This is a genomic window from Mycobacterium sp. OAS707, assembly GCF_014873705.1.
Classification (GTDB): domain Bacteria; phylum Actinomycetota; class Actinomycetes; order Mycobacteriales; family Mycobacteriaceae; genus Mycobacterium.
In genome coordinates this window covers 415,401-435,222 of record NZ_JADBDS010000001.1, presented here as the reverse complement: position 1 = coordinate 435,222, position 19,822 = coordinate 415,401, and the positions used below count along the sequence as shown (strand labels likewise).

The window sequence follows — 19,822 nt, the reverse complement described above, 5'->3', positions numbered from 1 at the left end:
ACTGCTCTACAGCAGGCCGAGCAACTGCAGATCGGTGATGTACTTGACGATGACATCCCGCGTCACGTGCGGAATGTCTTTGTCCGGACCGATTTTGGCGTCCTGCACTGCCGCGCGGAACCGGTTGGTCGGAGCGATCGACCCGCGAATCGGGGTCTCCGGCCGCTGGTAGTTGTGCAGCAGCGGAAGCAGGGAGGCCTGCCGCTGCCGCTCGGGTAGCGCACGGACCGCGGTGTCGAAGCGCTGCAGCCAGCCGGCGTAGTCACCGACACGCTCGACCGGGAACCCGGCTTCGATCAGCCAGTCGACGTACTCGTCGAGCCCGATGCCGTCGTCGTACGGGTTCATCACGTGATAGGTCTCGAACCCGTCAACAACCCGCGAGCCCAGCGTGGAGATCGCCTCGGCGATGAATTCGACTGGCAGCCCGTCATAGTGGGCCCGCTGCCGATTGCCTTCGGCGTCGAGTTCGTAGAACGAGTCGGGCGCGATCCCCGTGGCGACCAGGCTGAGCATCAGCCGGGTGAACATGTCGGGCAGGTTGAGCTGACCGGCATACGTGGTGTCGGCGAGGATCATGTCGCAGCGGAACACCGAGACCGGCAGGCCGCACAGGTCGTGCGCCTCGCGCAGCAGCACCTCGCCGGCCCACTTGCTGTTGCCGTACCCGTTGGCGTAGGTGTCGTCGACCTTGCGGGTCGCGCTGTAGACGCGAACGTCGCCGTCTTCGGTGAACTGGCCGGCCTCGACGCCCGCGCCCACCGCGATCGTCGATACATAGACGAACGGCTTCTGCTTGGTGGTCAGCGCGATCCGGATCAGCTCCGCGGTGCCCAGCGCATTCGGTCCGAACAGCTGGCTGTAGGGCAGCACATGGTTGACCAACGCCGCCGGGTCGACGATCAGGTCGACTGTGTCGGCCAGTCGCTGCCAGGTCTGCTGATCCAACCCGAGGTTGGCCTCGCCCTTGTCACCGGCGATGACCTCGAGATGGTCGGCCGCCAATTCGCTGTAGTGACGCAGCAATTCGGGGTCACCGCTGTCGAATGTCTTGTCAAGGCGTTCGCGGGCGGTGGCGTCATCCTTCGCACGCACCAACGCGATGACCTTGCCGTCGACCATGTCCATCCGCTCGAGCCATTCCAAAGCCAGATAGCGGCCGAGGAAGCCGGTCGCGCCCGTCAAAAGCACGGTGCGCACCTCTGAACTCGGACCCGGTAGCGACGGAGCCGCCGCAAGGGTCTTCGCGTCGATGAACTTGTCCAACGTCAGATCACTGGCGTGCACCTCGGTAGCGTCGCGGCCGTGCACCGACGCGAACGTCGGTCGCTTGCTGCCCGGCTGCCGCTCACCCTCGATGTAGGCCGCCAGCGCAGCGAGGTCACTGGCCGGGCTGACGATGACGCCGACGGGCACGTCGATCTCGAAGATCTCATGCAGCAGGTTGGCGAAGGTCAACGCGGACAGCGAATCTCCGCCCAGATCGGTGAAATGGGCATCGGGCTGCAGTTCGCTTGCCGTTGCACCCAGCAGCGCACCCGCGGCGCGGCTGATGGTCTCGAGCACCGGCCGATCGGCGCCGTGCTGGCGCAACTCCCGCAGCTCGTTGGCCTGACTGTCGGCCAGGTCGGTGTAGAGCTGTTCGAGCCGATCGCCGTAGAACTCCTTGAGCTTCGGCCGCGCGAGCTTGCGGATACCGGTCAGCAGACCGTTCTCCAGCGTGAAAGGTGTTGTCTCGATGAGGAAGTCACGGGGGATCTCGTAGGACTGCAGTCCCGTGGACTTCGCGACATCTTGCAGCGATTCGGTAATCCGCTGCTTCAGCTCGGCTTGCGGCCACCGCGAAAGTGCTTCCTGGGTCGGGACGATGACCGCCAGCAGATACGAGCGAGCGCTGTTGCCGTACACGAAGATCTGCCGGATCAGCGGGCTGTCGACGAACACCGCCTCCAGCTTGGCGACGGTGACGAACTCGCCCTGCGACAGCTTCAGCACGTTGTTGCGGCGATCGAGATACTGGAGCTGGTCTGGTCCCAGTTCGGCCACGACGTCGCCGGTGCGGTAGTAGCCGTCGGCGTCGAACACGTCGGCGGTGATCTCGGGCCGCTTGTAATAACCTGGGAACATGGTCTCGGACTTCACCAGCAGCTCACCGCGCGGGTAGGGGCGGTCCGTGCTGAAGTAGCCGAGGTCGGGGACGTCGACCAGTTTGTAGTCGATGACGGGCGGGCGTTGAACCTGGCCGTCTACGAACACCGCGCCGGCCTCGGTGGAGCCGTAGCCGTCGGTCAAGTGGATGTCGAGCAGCGACTCGACGAACGTCCGCATTTCCGACGAAATCGGAGCTGAGCCCGTCATCGCCGAGATGAACCGTCCGCCAAGGAGATTCTGGCGAAGGTCGGCGAGCACGTCGGCCTCCACCGCCCATCGGTCGGCACCGTCGGCGGATCGACGGTCGACCTCGCTCTGGAACTCACTGAACACCATGTCCCAGATCCGCGGCACGAAGCTCAGCTGAGTGGGGCGCACCAGAGCCAAGTCCTCGAAGAACGTCGAAAGATCACTTCTGGCAACGAAATAGGCGGTGCCGCCAGCGCCGAGCGTTGCGTACAGGATGCCGCGGCCCATCATGTGGCTCATCGGCATGAAGTTCAGCGTGATCGACGGCGTGGCGCCTTCGTTGCCCCACATCGCCATGCTGGAGCGCCGCCACGAGTTCTTGACCGCCTTGGCCAGGTACATCGCGCCCTTCGGCGCGCCCGTGCTGCCCGACGTATAGATGAGCAGCGCCAGGTTGTCGTCGCCTGCGTCGAAGGCAGGGGAAGCCGGCAGTTCGTTGCCGCGAGCCAGCACCTCGGCCAAAGTTTCTACAACAACCGGGGTTTCGGCGAGCCGCGCGGTTGCGGCGGCCAGCGCGTCGCGGTGGTCGTCGACCTCGTGGTGGTAGTCGAACACGACGAGCCGCTCGGGAAGGTGACCGGTCAGCATGAGTTCGACCGCGTCGTCGAGGAAATCGACACTCGACAGGATGGCAACCGGCTCGGTCTCTGCGGCGATCGGCCGCAACTGTGTGACGGGTGCGCTGGTCTGAAGGGGAACGGAAACCGCGCCGGCGCGTAGCAGCGCCATGTCGACAGTGGTGTAGTCGATGCTGGTGAACCCGAGGATCGCGACGCGGTCTCCGGGCTGTATCGGGTTCTGCGCCAATGCGGTCGCGACCGCGGTCACCCGGTCCGACAACTCGCGGTAGGTGATTGTGTCGAAGCGGGGGAGCAGTTCGGCGGAGGTCCGGCCCGTGGTCGGGTCGGTGACGAATTCGACGGCGCGCTGTCCCAACGCGGGCCGGTCGGCATAGCCGTCGATGACGGTCTGGATGATCTGCGGCAGGCTCAGCTCGGAGGATTCGATCGCGTGCGCGACGGCCTCGCTAGGTCGGGCGTCGGCGAACTGCTGGTCAGTGGCATACAAATCGGTGATGCGGCGCGCAAGCCGCTGTTCACGGGTAACAGTCGACATCAAAGGTCCTCAGCAAATCGCAGGAATTGTTGGCGCGACGTTGCGCCTAATCAAAAGTACGTTAGCGAAGCTAAGTTTATTCCGCTGTTGGCTGTCAGTTCGCTGTGAACGCTGTGACGGCTGTCACCGGCGCGGCACGCGGTTACGTGGGCGTCACAGCGGGTACCCGAGCGTCGACCCGAGGAGGCAACCATGACTGACACACGCGTTGACGCGCGCGGCGGCAGGCTGCAGATGCCCCGCAGCCGCGGCGCAATGAGCGGATTCCTTTTGATCTTGTTGGGCGCTTGGGGCGCTCTGATCCCGTTTGTCGGACCGTATTTCGACTTCGCCTTCACGCCGGATCAGGAGTGGTTCTGGACGACGGCGCGAGGCTGGCTCGAGGTGCTGCCCGGCGCCGCGACGGCGCTCGGCGGACTGCTGCTACTGATGTCGCGCAACCGCGCGACCGCGATGTTCGGCGGCTGGCTGACGGTTCTCGCCGGCGCATGGTTCGTCGTTGGCCGCGCGCTGGCCGGCCCGTTGGGCATCGGTGATATCGGTGCTCCGGTAGCAGACACTGAAACAAAGCGGGTGTGGCTTGAGCTGACGTACTTCTATGGACTGGGCGCGCTGATCGTGTTCTTCGGCGCTGTCGCGTTGGGTCGGCTGTCGGTGCGCAGCGCGCGCGACATCGCCTACGCGCAACGCCCCGTCGCCGCAGCGGCGACACCGCAGCCGGCTCCTTCCGAAGAGGTGACGGAGATTCAACCGACCGGCACGACGACGGCAGACCGGCCGCGCCGCAGCTGGCGCGACATGTTCGCCGGTGGCAGCGGCCATAGGCCGGCGCACCGCTAGCCCCTCCACAACGGAATTCCCGGTCGCTACCTTCCCCCAGCTAGCGGCCGGGAATTCCGCTTCTGCGTGCTGCCTCCTGTGCGAGTTGAACGCGCGAGGCGAGCCCGAGCTTGTTGTAGACGTGCCGCAGGTGTGACTGCACGGTTCGCGGTGAGACGAAAAGCCTTGTGGCGATGTCCTTGTTGGGAAGCCCTTCGCCGACGAGTCGCACGACGTCATGTTCGGTCGGCGTGAGTGAGTCCCATCCGCTTGAGGGCCGCTTGCGTTCGCCGCGGCCGCGAAGCGCGTAGGCGATGGCTTCATCTGTCGACAAGGTAGCGCCCTCGGCCCATGCGGTATCGAAGTCTGTGTCGCCCATTGCATTTCGCAGCACGGTCACCAGCGCCTGGTGATCGGCGTCGAACGCTCGTAACCGAATCGCGCCCATGCTTGCACGTGCTGCCTGGGCGGCGCCCAGTAAGCGCGCCGCTTCGCGATGACTGCCGGCATCACACGCCACGCGTGCCAGGCAGTCAAGAGCATCGGGGACGCAAAAGTGAGCATCGTTCCGCGACGCGAGGACAAGCGCATCGTGGATGTCGTCTTCCGCCGACCTATTTTCGTCGGCGGCGACCTTGACCATGGCACGCGTGGTCAGGCCCAGGGCTAACCAGCATCCTCTGGAACCTGACACGGTGATGTTGGCGACACGCATCGCCGTCTCCATCTCGCCCGCAGCCAAGGCCGTTCGCGAAACCCAATTGGAGTTCGTCGCGTTGTAGGGCTGTGCGATGTGCGGTAGCGCAAGTTCGGCCGCTGCCCAAGCGGCAGCGATATCACCATCGGCAAGGCAGGCCAAGGCGACGTTGGGATAGCAGGCGCTTTCGAAGTACGGGCCGATCTCCAGCGCTCCTTCGAGCGCTTCGCTGATTTTGTCGCGGGCGCCACGCGCGTCGCCTTGAGAAGACAGCGCAATCGATTCGGACATCAATCCGGTCAGCGTCGACAGGAGATCTTTGGCGGCGCGCGCCTCGTCAGCGGTCGCTCTCGACTGAGCAGCCGACGCTGCCAGCTCGCCGCGCACCCACCGCACGCACGCGAGGCTTATCCCACACTGGTGCTTAGCCAGATCGTCACCGACGGATTGGGCGATTGCAAGCCCTTCATCGAGCAACTCAAGTGTCGCCTGCGGGTCACCGGACACGATCGTCGCCATGTAGGACTGACGCTGGAGTATGTGGTTCAGACGCCACCAATCTCCGGTCTCACGTGCAAGCCGGGCAGCCTCGATGAAATACGGCTCCGCAGCGTCGGGGTCGTAGAGCACCACGCAGGCACGAGCTATCAGCGCACGAATCAACAGCGCGTTGTCGCCGCCAGTGCGGGCTGTTGCCAAGGCTTTTTCAATGTCTTCCAGATTCGGCACGTCCAGCGAGCCGTACCAGGAGTCGATCAACGCCTTGTCTGACAGCGCGCGGACACGCCCGGCGGTGAAATCAGTGGCGCCCGTGCCACCGTCAGTTAGTGCAGCGTCGATCCACGCCATGCCTTCGCGAAATCTACCTCGCCCCAACCAAACCGGCTGCAGCCACGAGGCAAGATCCAATGCCTTTGCAGTGTCCTTGCTTTCGAGGCTCCACACGAACGCGGCACGCAGGTTGTCCATCTCAGTGACTGCCTGCGTGATCCGTTGCGCGTGCCCGCTTGTAGCAGGGGCGTCAAGCGTCTCTGCCATGGATGTGTAGTGGTCGCGGTGTCTTGCGCGAATGTCGTCCGCTTCACCTGACTCGCCAAGCTTCTCCAGTGCGTATTGGCGCACCGTTTCCAGCATGCGGTAGCGGGTTCGCCCTTTGGCGCTTTCGGCGACAACCAAGGACTTGTCGACCAACAGGCTGAGCTGATCGAGCACCTGAAAGCGCTCCACGTCTGTTACGCCCGCAACGGCCTGCGCCGCGTCGAGGCCAAAGCCGCCCATGAAGACGGACAGGCGACGGAAAAGCACTCGTTCGGACTCGGTCAGCAGTGCATGTGACCAATCGACTGAGGCGCGCAGGGTCTGCTGACGTCGAACGGCAGTGCGGGCGCCGCCGGTCAACAGTCGGAACCTGTCGTGAAGGCTCTCGACAATTTCATCGAGTGAGAGGGCCCGCACTCGTGCCGCGGCGAGTTCGATGGCCAACGGCATGCCGTCGAGACGGCGGCAGATGTCGATCACCGTTCCGCTGTTCGTTTCCGTAACAGTGAAATCGGGGCGGGCGCGACGTGCACGGTCGGCAAATAGCTCGATAGCCTCGCCGTCGAGGGAAAGCGAGGGCACTTGCCAGTTGACCTCACCTGCCACCATGAGTGGTTCCCGACTCGTCGCGAACACAGCTAGATTCGGGCAGCCGGCAAGCAAGTCGTTGACCAGAGCCGCGCTGGCGTCGAGCAGATGCTCGCAGTTGTCCAGGACCAGCAGCATTCGTCGCTCGCGGATGGAGCGGTGGAGTGTTTCTGTGATTGAGCGTCCGGGCTGGTCTGTCAATCCGAGGGCACGCGCGATCGTGAGCGGTACGACCTCTGGGTGGGTAAGTGGGGCCAGATCGGCATACCAGACCCCGTCGGCGAATTCCGGTGTCATCTGCCCTGCGACCTCAATCGCCAAGCGGGTCTTGCCTGCTCCGCCCGCCCCGGTCAAGGTAACCAATCGACTGTCCGCCACGATGGATCGGACTTCAGCGACTTGCTGGGCGCGTCCTATGAAGCTTGTGAGCTGCCTTGGAAGATGTTGCGCGGCAGAGGCATTCGACGTCCGTAGCGGTGGGAAGTCGTTACACACGTCGGGATGGCACAGCTGCACGACATGCATGGCGCGCGGTAGATCGCGCAGTTGGTGGCGGCCGAGGTCCGTCAGCCAGGCATCCTCTGGCAGGCGTTCTTCCACCAATTCCTCAGTGGCTGCCGACAATACGGTCTGGCCGCCGTGCGCCAGGTCTCGCAGGCGGGCTGTCCTGTTGATCGTCGACCCTGCGTAGTTACCTTCGTCGCGCAACTGCACTTCACCGGTGTGCACGCCGATTCGCAGCTTGATGGGTGTCAGGTCTGCCCGTTGCAGATCCAGCGCACAGGCCACGGCATCGCTGGCCCGCGTGAAGGCCGCCACGAAGCTGTCGCCCTCGCCCTGCTCGACCGGCCGAACACCGCCGTGCTCGGCGATCAACTTCGAAGCGGTTTGATTCAGCTGCCCGATTGCGGCGGTCATCGCCGACGGCTGCGACTCCCACAGCTGCGTGGAGCCTTCGACGTCGGCGAGCAGCAGCGTCACCGTTCCGGTCGGCAGCAGGTCCGTCACATCGAGGTCACTCCAGTCAGTTTCGCTCACGCTAGTCACGATGCGATCCCGGCTTCCGGGAAACATCCGCCCTATGGCGCATTTTTCACCGTGGTGAGGCGCCGAGGCGCATGTTTCGCACACAGGCCGCGATATCGCAGGTGACATCGCAAATGAATCTCCGCCCCTACTTCACGCAAAACCCCGCCCAACGGCGGATGGTGCGGCGGTCGAGGAATCGGATAGTCAGAGGCATGACCACCATCAAGCCACCAACAACCACTCACACCCGGTCCATCGAGGCCGTTTGTACGCAACTCGGCGTGCCTCAGAAGGATCGGCATCTGTTCGAGCGTTGGGCGGGCAAGTCTTTGACTTCGCAAGCGCTGGACCAGTTGTACGCATACGTCGACGTGATGATTGCCATCCGCTGCGGCAAGCCGGGTTCAGACCTGCTGTCGGAGTTGATTGCGATGGGTGTCGACGGAGAAGACCTCACTGTCGACGAGTTGCGCGCCGTCGTTGCGGCGATGGTGAGTTCCGCTTCGCGGCGAGCAGACGCAGAGTGTCCCAACACGCCGACGAAATAGGGCCTTTTGCGTCTGCTCGCGCGAGAGAAAGCTAGCCCGTGTACGCCATGACGTGCTTGATCCGCGTGTAGTCCTCGAACCCGTAGGCCGACAGATCCTTGCCATGGCCGGAGGATTTGAAGCCACCGTGCGGCATCTCGGCCACCAACGGGATGTGCGTATTGATCCACACACATCCGAAGTCCAATGCGGCCGAAACGCGTAGCGCCCGACCGATATCGCGCGTCCACACCGATGACGCCAGTCCGTACTCGGTCCCGTTGGCCCACCCGATCGCCTCGTCCTCATCGGAGAACGACTGCACGGTGATCACCGGCCCGAAGATCTCCTGCTGGATCAGCCGGTCGTCTTGGCGAAGGCCGCCGATGACCGTCGGCTCCACGTAGAAACCCTTGCTGCCCTGGCGCTGTCCGCCGACCGCGATCTTCGCGTGTGACGGCACGTCGCCCAGGAACGAGAGGACTCGCTCCAGCTGGGTGGCGTTGTTCACCGGCGGCACCCACGCGTCCTCGTCGTCGGCCGGCTTGCCGTACGTCGTGGTCGCCCCTCGAGCCTGCTCTGCGAGCGCATCGGTCAGATCGGACGCCACCGAGGCCCGCGCCAACACCCGCGTCGCCGCCGTACAGTCCTGTCCAGCATTGAAATAGCCCGCTGTCGCGATTCCCTCTGCGGCCGAGGCGATGTCGCTGTCGTCGAACACAATGACCGGCGCCTTGCCGCCCAACTCCAGGTGCGTGCGCTTCAGGTGGCCACCGGCGCTGACCGCCACCGCACGCCCCGCGGCCACCGAACCGGTGATCGACACCATCTCGGGAGTCGGATGCGCCACCACCGCTGCGCCCGTTTTGCGGTCGCCGCAAACGACATTCAGCACACCGGCCGGGAAGTGCCGCGCCGCGATCTCGGCCAGCATCACAGTCGTCACCGGCGTGGTGTCGCTTGGCTTGATGACCACGGTGTTGCCCGCCGCCACGGCCGGGACGAACTTCCAGATCGCCATCATCATCGGGTAATTCCACGGCGCCACCTGGCCGACGACGCCGACGGGCTCACGGCGGATCCACGATGTGTGGTTCTCCATGTACTCGCCGGCCGACTTGCCTTCCAACATCCTTGCCGCACCGGCGAAGAACCGAATCTGGTCGACCATCGGAGGGATCTCTTCGGCCATCGTGACGTGGTTGGGCTTACCCGTATTGCGGCCCTCGGCTTCGACGAGCGCCTGCGCGTTCTTCTCGACATCGTCGGCGAAATCCAGCAGCGCCTTCTGACGGTGAGATGGGGTGGTGCGTTTCCAGTCGGCGAACGCCTTCGAAGCTGCGGCATACGCATTGTCGATGTCGGCCTCGTTGGAGACGGGCGCCGTGGCGTACTCTTCGCCGGTGGTCGGGTCGACGAGCGCCATCGTCGCGCCGCTGACGGAGTCGACGAGTTCGCCTGCGATGAAATTCTGAACCTTGGTCATTTCAACTCCTGGTTTAGAGGTCGGCCAGGACGAGAGCGAGAACGTCGAGGCCTTCGATCAGAAGCTCGTCGCTGATGGTCAGCGGCGGCAGGAAGCGCAAGACATTGCCAAATGTGCCGCAGGACAACACGATTACGCCCGCGGTGTGGCACCCGACGCACAGCTTCATGGTCAGCTCGGCGTCGGGCTCGAGCGTCCCTGGCTTGACCAGCTCCATCGCGATCATCGCGCCCCGGCCGCGGACGTCGCCAATGCGATCGTTCTCCGCCTGCAACCGCCCGAGTCGGTCCTTCATCAAGACCTCGATCTGGCGAGCACGCTCGACCAGGCCGTCGGACTCGATCGTTTCGATGGTGGCCAACGCCGCGGCGCAGGCGACCGGGTTGCCGCCGTACGTCCCGCCCAGCCCGCTGACATGTGGAGCGTCCATGATGTCGGCGCGTCCGGTGACCGCCGAGAGCGGCAGGCCGTCGGCGATGCCTTTCGCCGTGCAGATCAGGTCGGGCTCGATGCCTTCGTGTTCGCACGCGAACATCGCGCCCGTTCTGGCGAACCCGGTCTGCACCTCGTCGGCGATGAACACCACGTTGTTGGCACGGCACCAATCCAGCAGCGCAGGCAGGAAACCGTCCGCGGGAACGATGAACCCTCCCTCACCCTGAATGGGTTCGATGATCACGGCGGCCAGGTTGTCCGCGCCGACCTGCTTCTCGATGACGCCGATGGCGCGCTTGGCGGCCAGTTCGCCATCGGTGGCGAGTTCCTTACCGAATTCGGCGTCGCGGAACGGGTACGACAGCGGGGCACGGTAGATCTCGGGTGCGAACGGGCCGAAGCCGTGCTTGTAGGGCATCGACTTCGCGGTCAGCGCCATCGTCAGATTGGTTCTGCCGTGATAGGCGTGGTCGAACGATACGACTGCTTGCTTGCGCGTATACGTCCTGGCGATCTTGATTGCGTTCTCGACGGCTTCGGACCCGGAGTTGAACAAGGCCGACCGTTTGTCACCGCTGCCCGGGGTCAGCCGGTTGAGCTGCTCGGCCACCTCGACGTAGGCCTCGTACGGCGTGATCATGAAGCAGGTGTGGGTGAACTTCGCGACCTGTTCGGCCACCGCCGCGACCACGCGCGGCGACGAGTTGCCGATCGTCGTCACGGCGATGCCGGAGCCCAGATCGATCAGCCGGTTGCCGTCGACGTCTTCGACGATGCCGCCGAACGCCCGGGCGGCGTAGACCGGCATGGTGTTTCCGATTCCGCGTGACACCGCGGCGCTCTTGCGGTCGATCAGCTCTTGTGACCGCGGCCCCGGAATCGCCGTGCCGAGGTAGCGGCTTTGCTCGAGAGTGCTCAATGGAGGCTCCTGATTTCGGTGGGTTTCCGCCGCGCACGCGAGGAGCGGAACTACCAGCTCGCGCTGCGAACCGAGCCTAGTCTCTTGACGCGCCGATCCGTCGAAAACCGCGGCAGCTCATGCCGGAACCATCGGTAACATCCGGCCAATGCAACGGATTTCGTTGCGCAGGCTCACTCGCGGTCGTGATGGCACACCGCTTCGAGCATGACGCCCCAGGGGTCGAGCCAGAACGTCGCGAAGTACGGCTGCGGATATTGAGGGAACACCTGTGGCTCGTGCAGCACGCTGCCACCAAACTGAGCGGCGAGTTCTTCCGCAGCGGAATGCACGGCGCTCACCGCCGACCGCGTGCGCACCATGAACGCCAGGTGCTGCAGGCCGGCCTGGTGTCGTGAGTACGTTGACTGCTCGGCGGCGGGATAGAAGAACAGATAGGTGCCGGGCTTACCGGCCATCGGGCGATATGCAAACTCATCGGCGGCATCGAGGAACGTTTCGAATCCGACCAGCGGCATGAGCGCGCTGTAATAACGCCTCGCAGCGTCCAGGTCGGGAACATTGATGCCGATGTGTCCCAGCATCCTGCGACGCTAACAGCGGACCGGGGGGACGGCCGCCGATGGCAGCAATGGCACACTGGTCAAAGACGAGGCCCCTGACCTGCGGTCTGGGCGCCGTAACCGCAAGACGACACGAAAGACACCTCCGCCATGGGCGAAATGACCCTCTTCCTGCCCCTGATCATCATCTTGGGCGCATTCATGTTCTTCGCCTCGCGCAAACAGAAGAAGGCGATGCAGGCCACCATCGACCTGCACGAGTCGCTCACCATCGGGGACCGCGTGCACACCACGTCGGGCCTCGAGGGCACCATCACCGGCATCACCGACGACAGCGTCCATCTGCAGATCGCCCCCGGCGTCGTCACCACCTGGATGAAGCTCGCTATCCGCGACCGCATCGTCGACGACATCGACGATGACATCGACGAACCGGAAGACACCGACTACGAGGCGCGCGAGTCGACCGCGACCGAGATCACCGACAGCCCGAACGCCAAGACCGACGGCTGACATCTCGCGCACTTCCCGGATACCAGCACGTACCCTTTGCGGTGCTGACGAACTGATCTCGAAGGAGACCCTGACAACGTGGCATCGTCCCCGACGCCGGTGCACCCTGCCCGCTACCTGACGCTTTTCTTCGTGTTGCTGATCGGTGTCTACCTGCTGGTCTTCCTGACCGGCGACAAGCAGGCCAAGCCGAAGCTCGGTATCGACTTGCAGGGCGGCACCCGCGTCACGCTGACCGCACGCACACCCGACGGCTCCGCACCCACCCGGGATGCGCTCAACCAGGCGCAGCAGATCATCAGCGCGCGTGTGAACGGTCTTGGCGTCTCGGGGTCCGAGGTCGTCATCGACGGTTCGAACTTGGTCATCACGGTGCCGGGCAACGACAGCAGTGAGGCCCGCAACCTCGGGCAGACGGCTCGGCTGTACGTCAGGCCCGTCATCAAGGAGTTCCCGGTTCCCGACGCCGCCGGTCAGCCTGCCGAGGCTCCGCCGGGAGCACCACCGGGCGCGCCCGGCATGGCGCCCGGTGCGCCCGGCATGCCGCCCGGTGTGCCGCCGATCGCCCCCGCCGAGCCCGGCGCGCCCGTTTCGCCGCCGTCGCCCGCCGAACAGGCACCACCGCCGGCGGCCCCACCCGCGCAGAGTCCGGCGCCTCAGCCGCGGCCGTATCCGCAGGAACCGCCGCCGACCCCGGCACCGCCACCCCCGCCAGGGCCGGGCGCACCCCCGCCAGGACCGGGAGCCCCGCCGCCTGGCGAGAAGCAGACGCTGGCCCAGCGCATCGCCGACGAGAAGCAGCTGCGGCAGAGCAACGATCAGCAGATCCAGGTGCTGGCGCTGCAGTTCCAGGCAACCCGTTGCCACGACGAGGACGTGCTGGCCGGCAACGATGATCCCAATTTGCCGCTCATCACCTGTTCGCAGGACGGCAAGGCGGTCTACATCCTCGACAAGGCGATCATCAAGGGTGAGCAGATCAAGAACGCCGACTCCGGGCTCGACCAGCAGCGCGGCGAGTACGTCGTGACCGTCGAATTCAACGATGAGGCGTCGCGGATCTGGGCCGACTTCACTGCCGCCAACATCGGCACCCAGACCGCGTTCGTGCTGGATTCAAAGGTGGTCAGCGCACCACAGATCCAGGAAGCCATTCCGGGCGGTCGCACCCAGATCACCGGCCACTTCACCGCCGACTCGGCGCGCGAGCTGGCCAACGTGCTGAAGTACGGTTCACTGCCGCTGTCATTCGAATCATCTGAGGCCGAAACCGTCTCTGCCACACTGGGCTTGTCGTCCCTGCGGGCCGGCCTCATCGCAGGCGCCATCGGCCTGGCGGCGGTGCTGCTGTACTCACTGCTCTACTACCGGGTGCTGGGGCTGCTCACCGCGTTGTCGCTAGTCGCTTCGGGCGCAATGGTTTTCGCGATTCTGGTGTTGTTGGGTAGATACATCAACTACACGCTCGACCTCGCCGGTATCGCCGGTCTGATCATCGGTATCGGCACCACCGCCGACTCGTTCGTGGTGTTCTTCGAACGCATCAAAGACGAGATCCGCGAAGGGCGTTCGTTCCGCTCGGCTGTGCCACGCGGCTGGGCCAGGGCGCGCAAGACGATTCTGTCCGGCAATGCGGTGACCTTCCTGGCCGCCGCGGTGCTCTACGTCCTAGCGGTCGGCCAGGTGAAGGGCTTCGCGTTCACGCTGGGCCTGACGACGATCCTGGACGTTGTCGTGGTGTTCCTGGTGACCTGGCCGCTGGTGTACCTCGCCTCGAAGTCGCCGACGCTGGCCAAGCCGGCGTTCAACGGGTTGGGCGCGGTGCAGCAGATTGCGCGCGAACGACGAGCGGCCGCACACGCGACGGAACGGGGATAGCCAGATGGCGGCCAAACATTCATCCGACGTGACCGACTCCGACGCGGTCGAGGCACCCGACCTCGAAGCCGCAGCGGCCAACGCGCCCAGGCATGGCTTCTTCGTGCGCCTGTACACCGGCACAGGCGCTTTCGAGGTCATCGGGCGTCGCAAGCTCTGGTACGCGGTCAGTGGCTTGATCGTGGCGGTTGCCCTCGCGAGCATCCTGTTGCGCGGTTTCACCTTCGGTATCGATTTCGAGGGCGGCACCAAGGTGTCGATGCCGGTCGCGGGCCAGAACGGCACGGTCAGCACCCAGCAGGTCGAGGACGTGTTCAGCAAGGCGCTGGGCAAGTCACCCGAATCGGTGGTCATGGTCGGCAGCGGTGGCTCGGCCACCGTGCAGATCCGTTCGGAGACGCTCACCAACGAAGAGACCGAGAAACTGCGCAACGCGCTGTTCGACGCGTTCCACCCCAAGGGCGCTGACGGGCAGGTTTCCAAGCAGGCGATCAGCGACTCGGCGGTGTCGGCGTCGTGGGGTGGGCAGATCACCAAGAAGGCGCTCATTGCGCTCGTGGTTTTCCTGGTCCTTGCGGCCATCTACATCACCGTCCGCTACGAGCGCTACATGGCGATGTCGGCGCTGGCGACGCTCGTATTCGACTTGGTCACCACGGCGGGTGTCTATTCGATCGTCGGTTTCGAGGTCACGCCTGCGACGGTGATCGGCCTGCTGACCATCCTGGGCTTCTCGCTGTACGACACCGTCATCGTCTTCGACAAGGTCGAGGAAAACACGCGAGGCTTCGAACACACCACGCGCCGCACGTTCGCCGAACAGGCCAACCTCGCGGTCAACCAGACCTTCATGCGCTCGATCAACACCAGCCTGATCTCGGTCCTGCCGATCGTCTCGCTGATGGTGGTCGCGGTGTGGCTGCTCGGCGTCGGCACGCTGATGGACTTGGCGTTGGTCCAGTTGGTCGGCGTCATCGTCGGCACCTACTCCTCGATCTTCTTCGCGACCCCGCTGTTGGTGACGCTGCGCGAGCGCACTGATCTGGTCCGCACGCACACGCGGCGAGTGCTCAACCGGCGCAAGCCCGCCCGGGCCACCGAGGTCGTGCAGGACGCCGAACCGCAGGAGGCGGTGGTGGCCGCCAAGCCGGCGCCGGAGAAGCCTGCGCCTGGCTCGCGGCCCGTGCGGCCGACCGCCAATCGGACCGGACGTCCGTCGGGTAAGCGAAACACCCGGCGGTAAGGGTCATGCCAGTCGGGAGCCGGAGCGTCATCGCCGCGGCCGTGCTGTCGCTGGTCGGTGGGCTGGGGCTGGCGGCGTGCTCGGCGGGTCCCGCCGACAGCGTGAATTACGCCGTCGACGGCACGCTGGTCACCTACAACACCAACACCGTCACGGGCGCCGCATCGGGCGGGCCGCAGGCCTTCGCCCGGGTGCTGACCGGCTTCAACTACCACGGACCCGACGGGCAGATCGTCGGCGACCACGATTTCGGCACCATCTCCGTGGTCGGGCGGGCGCCCTTGGTGCTCGACTACGAGATCAACGCCAATGCGGTGTACTCCGACGGCAAGCCGATCACGTGTGACGACATGGTCCTGGCGTGGGCCTCGCAATCGGGTCGGCTGCCCGGTTTCGACGCTGCCAACCGGGCCGGCTACAGCGATATCGCCTCTGTCGACTGCGCGCCGGGTCAGAAGAAGGCGCGGGTGACGTTCGCCCAGGACCGCGGGTTCATCGACTTCGGCCAGTTGTTCGCGGCGACGTCGATGATGCCGTCGCACGTCATCGCCGACGAACTCGGACTGGGAGACGGGGGCGTCACCACCGCCCTCATCAACAACGACGGCCCGGCCGCCGAGCGCATCGCGCAGGTATGGAACAACACCTGGAATCTGGACCCCGGGCACTTCGACGCCAAGCGGTTCCCGTCCTCGGGGCCCTACAAGATCGACGCGGTCAACAAGGACGGCTCGGTCGTGCTAGTCGCCAACGACAAGTGGTGGGGCGCCAAACCCGTCACGAAGAAGGTCACGGTGTGGCCGCGGGGCGCCGACATCCAGGACAAGGTCAACCAGGGCGTCTACGACGTGGTCGACGTGGCGGCCGGGTCGTCGGGGACGCTGAATCTGCCCGACGATTACGTGCGCACCGACTCGCCGTCGGCGGGCATCGAACAACTGATCTTCGCGGCGCAGGGGCCGCTGGCCGGCCCGCCAGCGCGTCGGGCGCTGGCGTTCTGCACGCCGCGCGACGTGATTGCCAAGAACGCGTCGTCGCCGATCGCCAATGCCCGACTCAACCCCGTCTCCGAGGATGCGTATGCCGCGGCCGAGGGTGCCGTGGAGTCGGGGCAGTTCGCGGTCGCCAACCCCGACGCCGCCCGCGCCGCGATCAACAACCAGCCGATGACCGTTCGCATCGGGTATCAAAGCCCCAATGCGCGGCTGGCCGCGACCGTCGGTGCGATCGCGAAGGCCTGCGCGCCTGCGGGCATCACGGTGCAGGATGCGGCGTCGGATGCTGTTGGCCCACTGAGTCTGCGCGACAACAAGATTGACGCATTGATCGCAAGCACCGGCGGAGCTGCCGGCAGCGGGTCGACGGGCTCCTCGCCGATGGACGCCTATGACCTGCACACCGCAAACGGCAACAACCTGTCCGGCTACTCCAACGAACGCATCGACGGCATCGTCTCGTCGCTGGCGGTGACCTCCGATCCGAAGGAGCTGGCGCGGCTGCTCGGCGAGGGCGGCTCGATCTTGTGGGCGGACATGCCGACGCTTCCGCTCTATCGTCAACAGCGCACACTTCTCACATCGAAGAAGATGTATGCGGTGAGCAGCAATCCGACTCGATGGGGCGCGGGGTGGAACATGGACCGCTGGAAGCTGTCGCAATGATGGACATTTCGCGACTGGTCGCGTCGCTGATGCGCGAGGTGCCCGACTTCCCCGAGCCAGGTATCCAATTCAAGGACCTCACCCCGCTGCTGGCCGACGCGCGCGGCCTTGATGCGGTATCCGAGGCTCTCGCAGAGATCGCCAGGGGAGTGGACCTGGTGGCAGGAGTGGACGCCCGCGGGTTCTTGCTCGGCGGCGCCGTCGCGATCAAGCTGGGGATCGGTGTGCTGGCGGTCCGCAAGGGCGGCAAACTGCCGCCGCCGGTGATCGGCGAGACCTACAACCTCGAATACGGCTCCGCCACGCTGGAGGTCCCTGCCGAGGGCATCGAACTCGCAGGCCGGAACATTGCGATCATCGACGACGTTCTGGCTACCGGTGGCACTGTAGCGGCGACGGCCAAGCTGTTACGGCACGCAGGAGCGAACGTCACCGGCGCGGCAGTGATCCTCGAGCTTGCCGCACTCGGTGGCCGCGACCTGCTCGAACCGTTAGCGGTAAGCAGCTTGCACACGGTGTGAGGGCTATCCTCGAAGTCTGGCGAAGAGGAGGTGACCATGGCTGACGAACCCGGCACGGGACAGGCCGTGCAGGCGCCTCCCGGGGCTTCACTGCCTGAGACACAGCCGCTGGAGATTCCGAAAGTCTCGACGAGCGCGTCGCGGCGCGTGCGCGCCAGACTGGCCCGCCGGATGACAGCTCAGCGCAGCGCCGTCAACCCCGTGCTCGAGCCTCTGGTCGCCGTCCACAAGAGTTTCGTTCCGAAGGCCAATCTGGCGTTGCTGCAAAAGGCTTACGAGGTAGCCGAGGAGCGTCACGCCGACCAGATGCGGCGCTCCGGTGACCCGTACATCACCCACCCGCTGGCCGTTGCGAACATCCTGGCCGAACTCGGGATGGACACCACCACGCTGGTCGCCGCGCTGCTGCACGACACGGTCGAGGACACCGGCTACACGATGGAACAGCTGACCGCCGATTTCGGCGAGGAGGTGGCGCATCTGGTCGACGGCGTCACCAAGCTGGACAGGGTCGCACTGGGCACCGCCGCCGACGCCGAGACGATCCGCAAGATGATCATCGCGATGGCCCGCGACGGCCGGGTGTTGGTGATCAAGGTCGCCGACCGACTGCACAACATGCGCACCATGCGGTTCCTGCCGCCGGAAAAGCAGGCCCGCAAGGCTCGCGAGACGCTGGAAGTCATTGCGCCACTGGCACATCGGCTGGGTATGGCCACGGTGAAGTGGGAGCTGGAGGACCTGTCGTTCGCGATCCTGCATCCGAAGAAGTACGAAGAGATCGTTCGGCTGGTCGCCGACCGCGCGCCGTCGCGCGACACCTATCTCGCCAAGGTTCGTGACGAGATCAACGGCACGCTGTCCGCGTCGAAGATCAACGCGACGGTGGAGGGCAGGCCGAAGCACTACTGGTCGATCTACCAGAAGATGATCGTCAAGGGCCGCGACTTCGACGACATCCACGATCTGGTCGGGGTGCGAATCCTCTGCGACGAGATCCGCGACTGTTATGCCGCTGTGGGCGTGGTGCATTCGTTGTGGCAGCCGATGCCGGGTCGATTCAAGGATTACATCGCACAACCGCGCTACGGGGTGTATCAGTCGCTGCACACCACGGTCGTCGGACCCGAGGGCAAGCCGCTTGAAGTGCAGATCCGCACCCATGACATGCACAACACCGCCGAGTACGGCATCGCAGCCCATTGGCGGTACAAGGAAACCAAGGGCCGCAACGCTCCTCATCCGCACGCCGCCGCCGAGATCGATGATATGGCGTGGATGCGCCAACTGCTCGACTGGCAGCGGGAGGCCGCGGACCCCGGCGAGTTCCTCGAGGCGTTGCGCTACGACCTTGCGGTGCAAGAGATCTTCGTGTTCACCCCGAAGGGCGATTTGATCACATTGCCGACGGGCTCGACTCCCGTCGACTTCGCCTACGCCGTGCACACCGAGGTCGGTCACCGCTGCATCGGCGCAAGGGTCAACGGCAGGCTGGTCGCGCTGGAGCGCAAGCTCGAAAACGGCGAAGTGGTCGAGGTTTTCACATCCAAGGCGCCGAACGCAGGCCCGTCGCGAGACTGGCAGACGTTCGTGGTGTCGCCGCGCGCAAAGGCAAAGATCCGGCAGTGGTTCGCCAAGGAGCGCCGCGAAGAGGCCCTGGAGTCGGGTAAAGACGCGATCGCGCGCGAGGTTCGGCGCAGCGGGCTTCCCTTGCAGCGCTTGATGAATGCCGAGTCGATGGCGGCGCTGGCCCGCGAGCTGCGCTACACCGATGTGTCCGCGCTCTACACCGCCGTTGGTGAAGGCCACGTCTCGGCACGGCACGTCGTGCAGCGGCTGGTGGCCCAGCTCGGCGGTGACGACGAAGCCGCCGACGAGCTCGCCGAACGCTCGACGCCGACGACCATGGTGGTGCGGCAGCGCAGCACCGACGACGTCGGCGTGTCGGTACCCGGCGCTCCCGGAGTGTTGACGAAACTGGCCAAGTGCTGCACGCCGGTGCCCGGCGACAACATCATGGGATTCGTGACGCGCGGAGGCGGCGTCAGTGTGCACCGCACCGACTGCACGAATGCCACGTCGCTGCAACAGCAGTCGGAACGGATCATCGACGTGCAGTGGGCGCCTGGCCCGTCATCGGTGTTCCTGGTCGCCATCCAGGTGGAGGCGCTCGATCGGCATCGACTGCTGTCGGATGTGACCCGTGTACTGGCCGACGAAAAGGTCAACATCCTGTCGGCGTCTGTGACGACGTCCGATGACCGCGTCGCGATCAGCCGGTTCACCTTCGAAATGGGCGATCCGAAACACCTTGGCCACCTGCTCAACGTGGTGCGCAACGTGGAGGGCGTCTACGACGTCTACCGTGTGACTTCCGCCGCGTGACCAT

13 protein-coding genes are annotated in these 19,822 nt (G+C 65.1%); 8 read left to right on the top strand and 5 right to left on the bottom strand.

Features of this window, described 5'->3' with window-relative positions:
* Window positions 1-6 precede the first annotated feature (6 nt).
* Complete coding sequence (gene car / locus GGC64_RS02060) at window positions 7-3,516, bottom strand: carboxylic acid reductase (RefSeq protein WP_192720790.1); 3,510 nt, start codon at window positions 3,514-3,516, stop codon at window positions 7-9.
* A gap of 192 nt (window positions 3,517-3,708) precedes the next feature.
* On the opposite strand from car, the gene GGC64_RS02055 reads away from it, so the two are divergent.
* Window positions 3,709-4,356: a hypothetical protein gene (locus GGC64_RS02055; protein WP_192720789.1), complete on the top strand. Its 648-nt coding sequence runs from the start codon at window positions 3,709-3,711 to the stop codon at window positions 4,354-4,356.
* Window positions 4,357-4,396: 40 nt separating this feature from the next.
* Here GGC64_RS02055 and GGC64_RS02050 read toward each other — a convergent pair whose 3' ends face one another.
* Window positions 4,397-7,732: a LuxR C-terminal-related transcriptional regulator gene (locus tag GGC64_RS02050; protein WP_192720788.1), complete on the bottom strand. Its 3,336-nt coding sequence runs from the start codon at window positions 7,730-7,732 to the stop codon at window positions 4,397-4,399.
* 167 nt (window positions 7,733-7,899) lie between these two features.
* Between GGC64_RS02050 and GGC64_RS02045 the strand changes: the two genes are divergently transcribed.
* Complete coding sequence (locus GGC64_RS02045) at window positions 7,900-8,235, top strand: hypothetical protein (protein ID WP_192720787.1); 336 nt, start codon at window positions 7,900-7,902, stop codon at window positions 8,233-8,235.
* Window positions 8,236-8,266: 31 nt separating this feature from the next.
* Here the strand turns inward: GGC64_RS02045 and GGC64_RS02040 are convergent, their stop codons facing one another.
* The 3 genes from GGC64_RS02040 to GGC64_RS02030 all read right to left on the bottom strand — a co-directional run bounded on the left by GGC64_RS02040 (window position 8,267) and on the right by GGC64_RS02030 (window position 11,638).
* The gene (locus GGC64_RS02040) at window positions 8,267-9,700 is read right to left on the bottom strand and encodes a gamma-aminobutyraldehyde dehydrogenase (protein ID WP_192720786.1); all 1,434 of its coding nucleotides are present in this window, start codon (window positions 9,698-9,700) and stop codon (window positions 8,267-8,269) included.
* Window positions 9,701-9,713: 13 nt separating this feature from the next.
* Window positions 9,714-11,054, bottom strand: coding sequence for a 4-aminobutyrate--2-oxoglutarate transaminase (gene gabT, locus GGC64_RS02035; protein ID WP_192720785.1), 1,341 nt, complete (start codon window positions 11,052-11,054; stop codon window positions 9,714-9,716).
* Between the two features lie 173 nt (window positions 11,055-11,227).
* A complete protein-coding gene (locus tag GGC64_RS02030) occupies window positions 11,228-11,638 on the bottom strand; it encodes a VOC family protein (protein ID WP_192720784.1) in 411 nt (136 codons plus the stop codon).
* Window positions 11,639-11,767: 129 nt separating this feature from the next.
* On the opposite strand from GGC64_RS02030, the gene yajC reads away from it, so the two are divergent.
* The 6 genes from yajC (at window position 11,768) to GGC64_RS02000 (ending at window position 19,818) form a co-directional block, all read left to right on the top strand.
* Window positions 11,768-12,130 carry a preprotein translocase subunit YajC gene (gene yajC / locus GGC64_RS02025; RefSeq protein WP_192720783.1) on the top strand — a complete coding sequence of 121 codons (363 nt, stop codon included), beginning with the start codon at window positions 11,768-11,770 and terminating at the stop codon, window positions 12,128-12,130.
* 78 nt (window positions 12,131-12,208) lie between these two features.
* Entirely contained in the window at window positions 12,209-14,008 is a 1,800-nt protein-coding gene (gene secD, locus GGC64_RS02020) for a protein translocase subunit SecD (protein WP_192720782.1), read from the top strand.
* A 4-nt stretch (window positions 14,009-14,012) separates the two neighbouring features.
* Window positions 14,013-15,251, top strand: a complete 1,239-nt coding sequence (gene secF / locus GGC64_RS02015; RefSeq protein ID WP_192720781.1) for a protein translocase subunit SecF — start codon at window positions 14,013-14,015, stop codon at window positions 15,249-15,251.
* A 5-nt stretch (window positions 15,252-15,256) separates the two neighbouring features.
* Window positions 15,257-16,912 carry an ABC transporter substrate-binding protein gene (locus GGC64_RS02010; protein ID WP_192720780.1) on the top strand — a complete coding sequence of 552 codons (1,656 nt, stop codon included), beginning with the start codon at window positions 15,257-15,259 and terminating at the stop codon, window positions 16,910-16,912.
* The gene (locus tag GGC64_RS02005; protein ID WP_192720779.1) at window positions 16,909-17,433 is read left to right on the top strand and encodes an adenine phosphoribosyltransferase; all 525 of its coding nucleotides are present in this window, start codon (window positions 16,909-16,911) and stop codon (window positions 17,431-17,433) included. Before GGC64_RS02010 ends, GGC64_RS02005 begins: the two co-directional genes overlap by 4 nt.
* Before the next feature lie 36 nt (window positions 17,434-17,469).
* Window positions 17,470-19,818, top strand: coding sequence for a bifunctional (p)ppGpp synthetase/guanosine-3',5'-bis(diphosphate) 3'-pyrophosphohydrolase (locus GGC64_RS02000; protein WP_192720778.1), 2,349 nt, complete (start codon window positions 17,470-17,472; stop codon window positions 19,816-19,818).
* The last annotated feature ends 4 nt before the right edge of the window (window positions 19,819-19,822 follow it).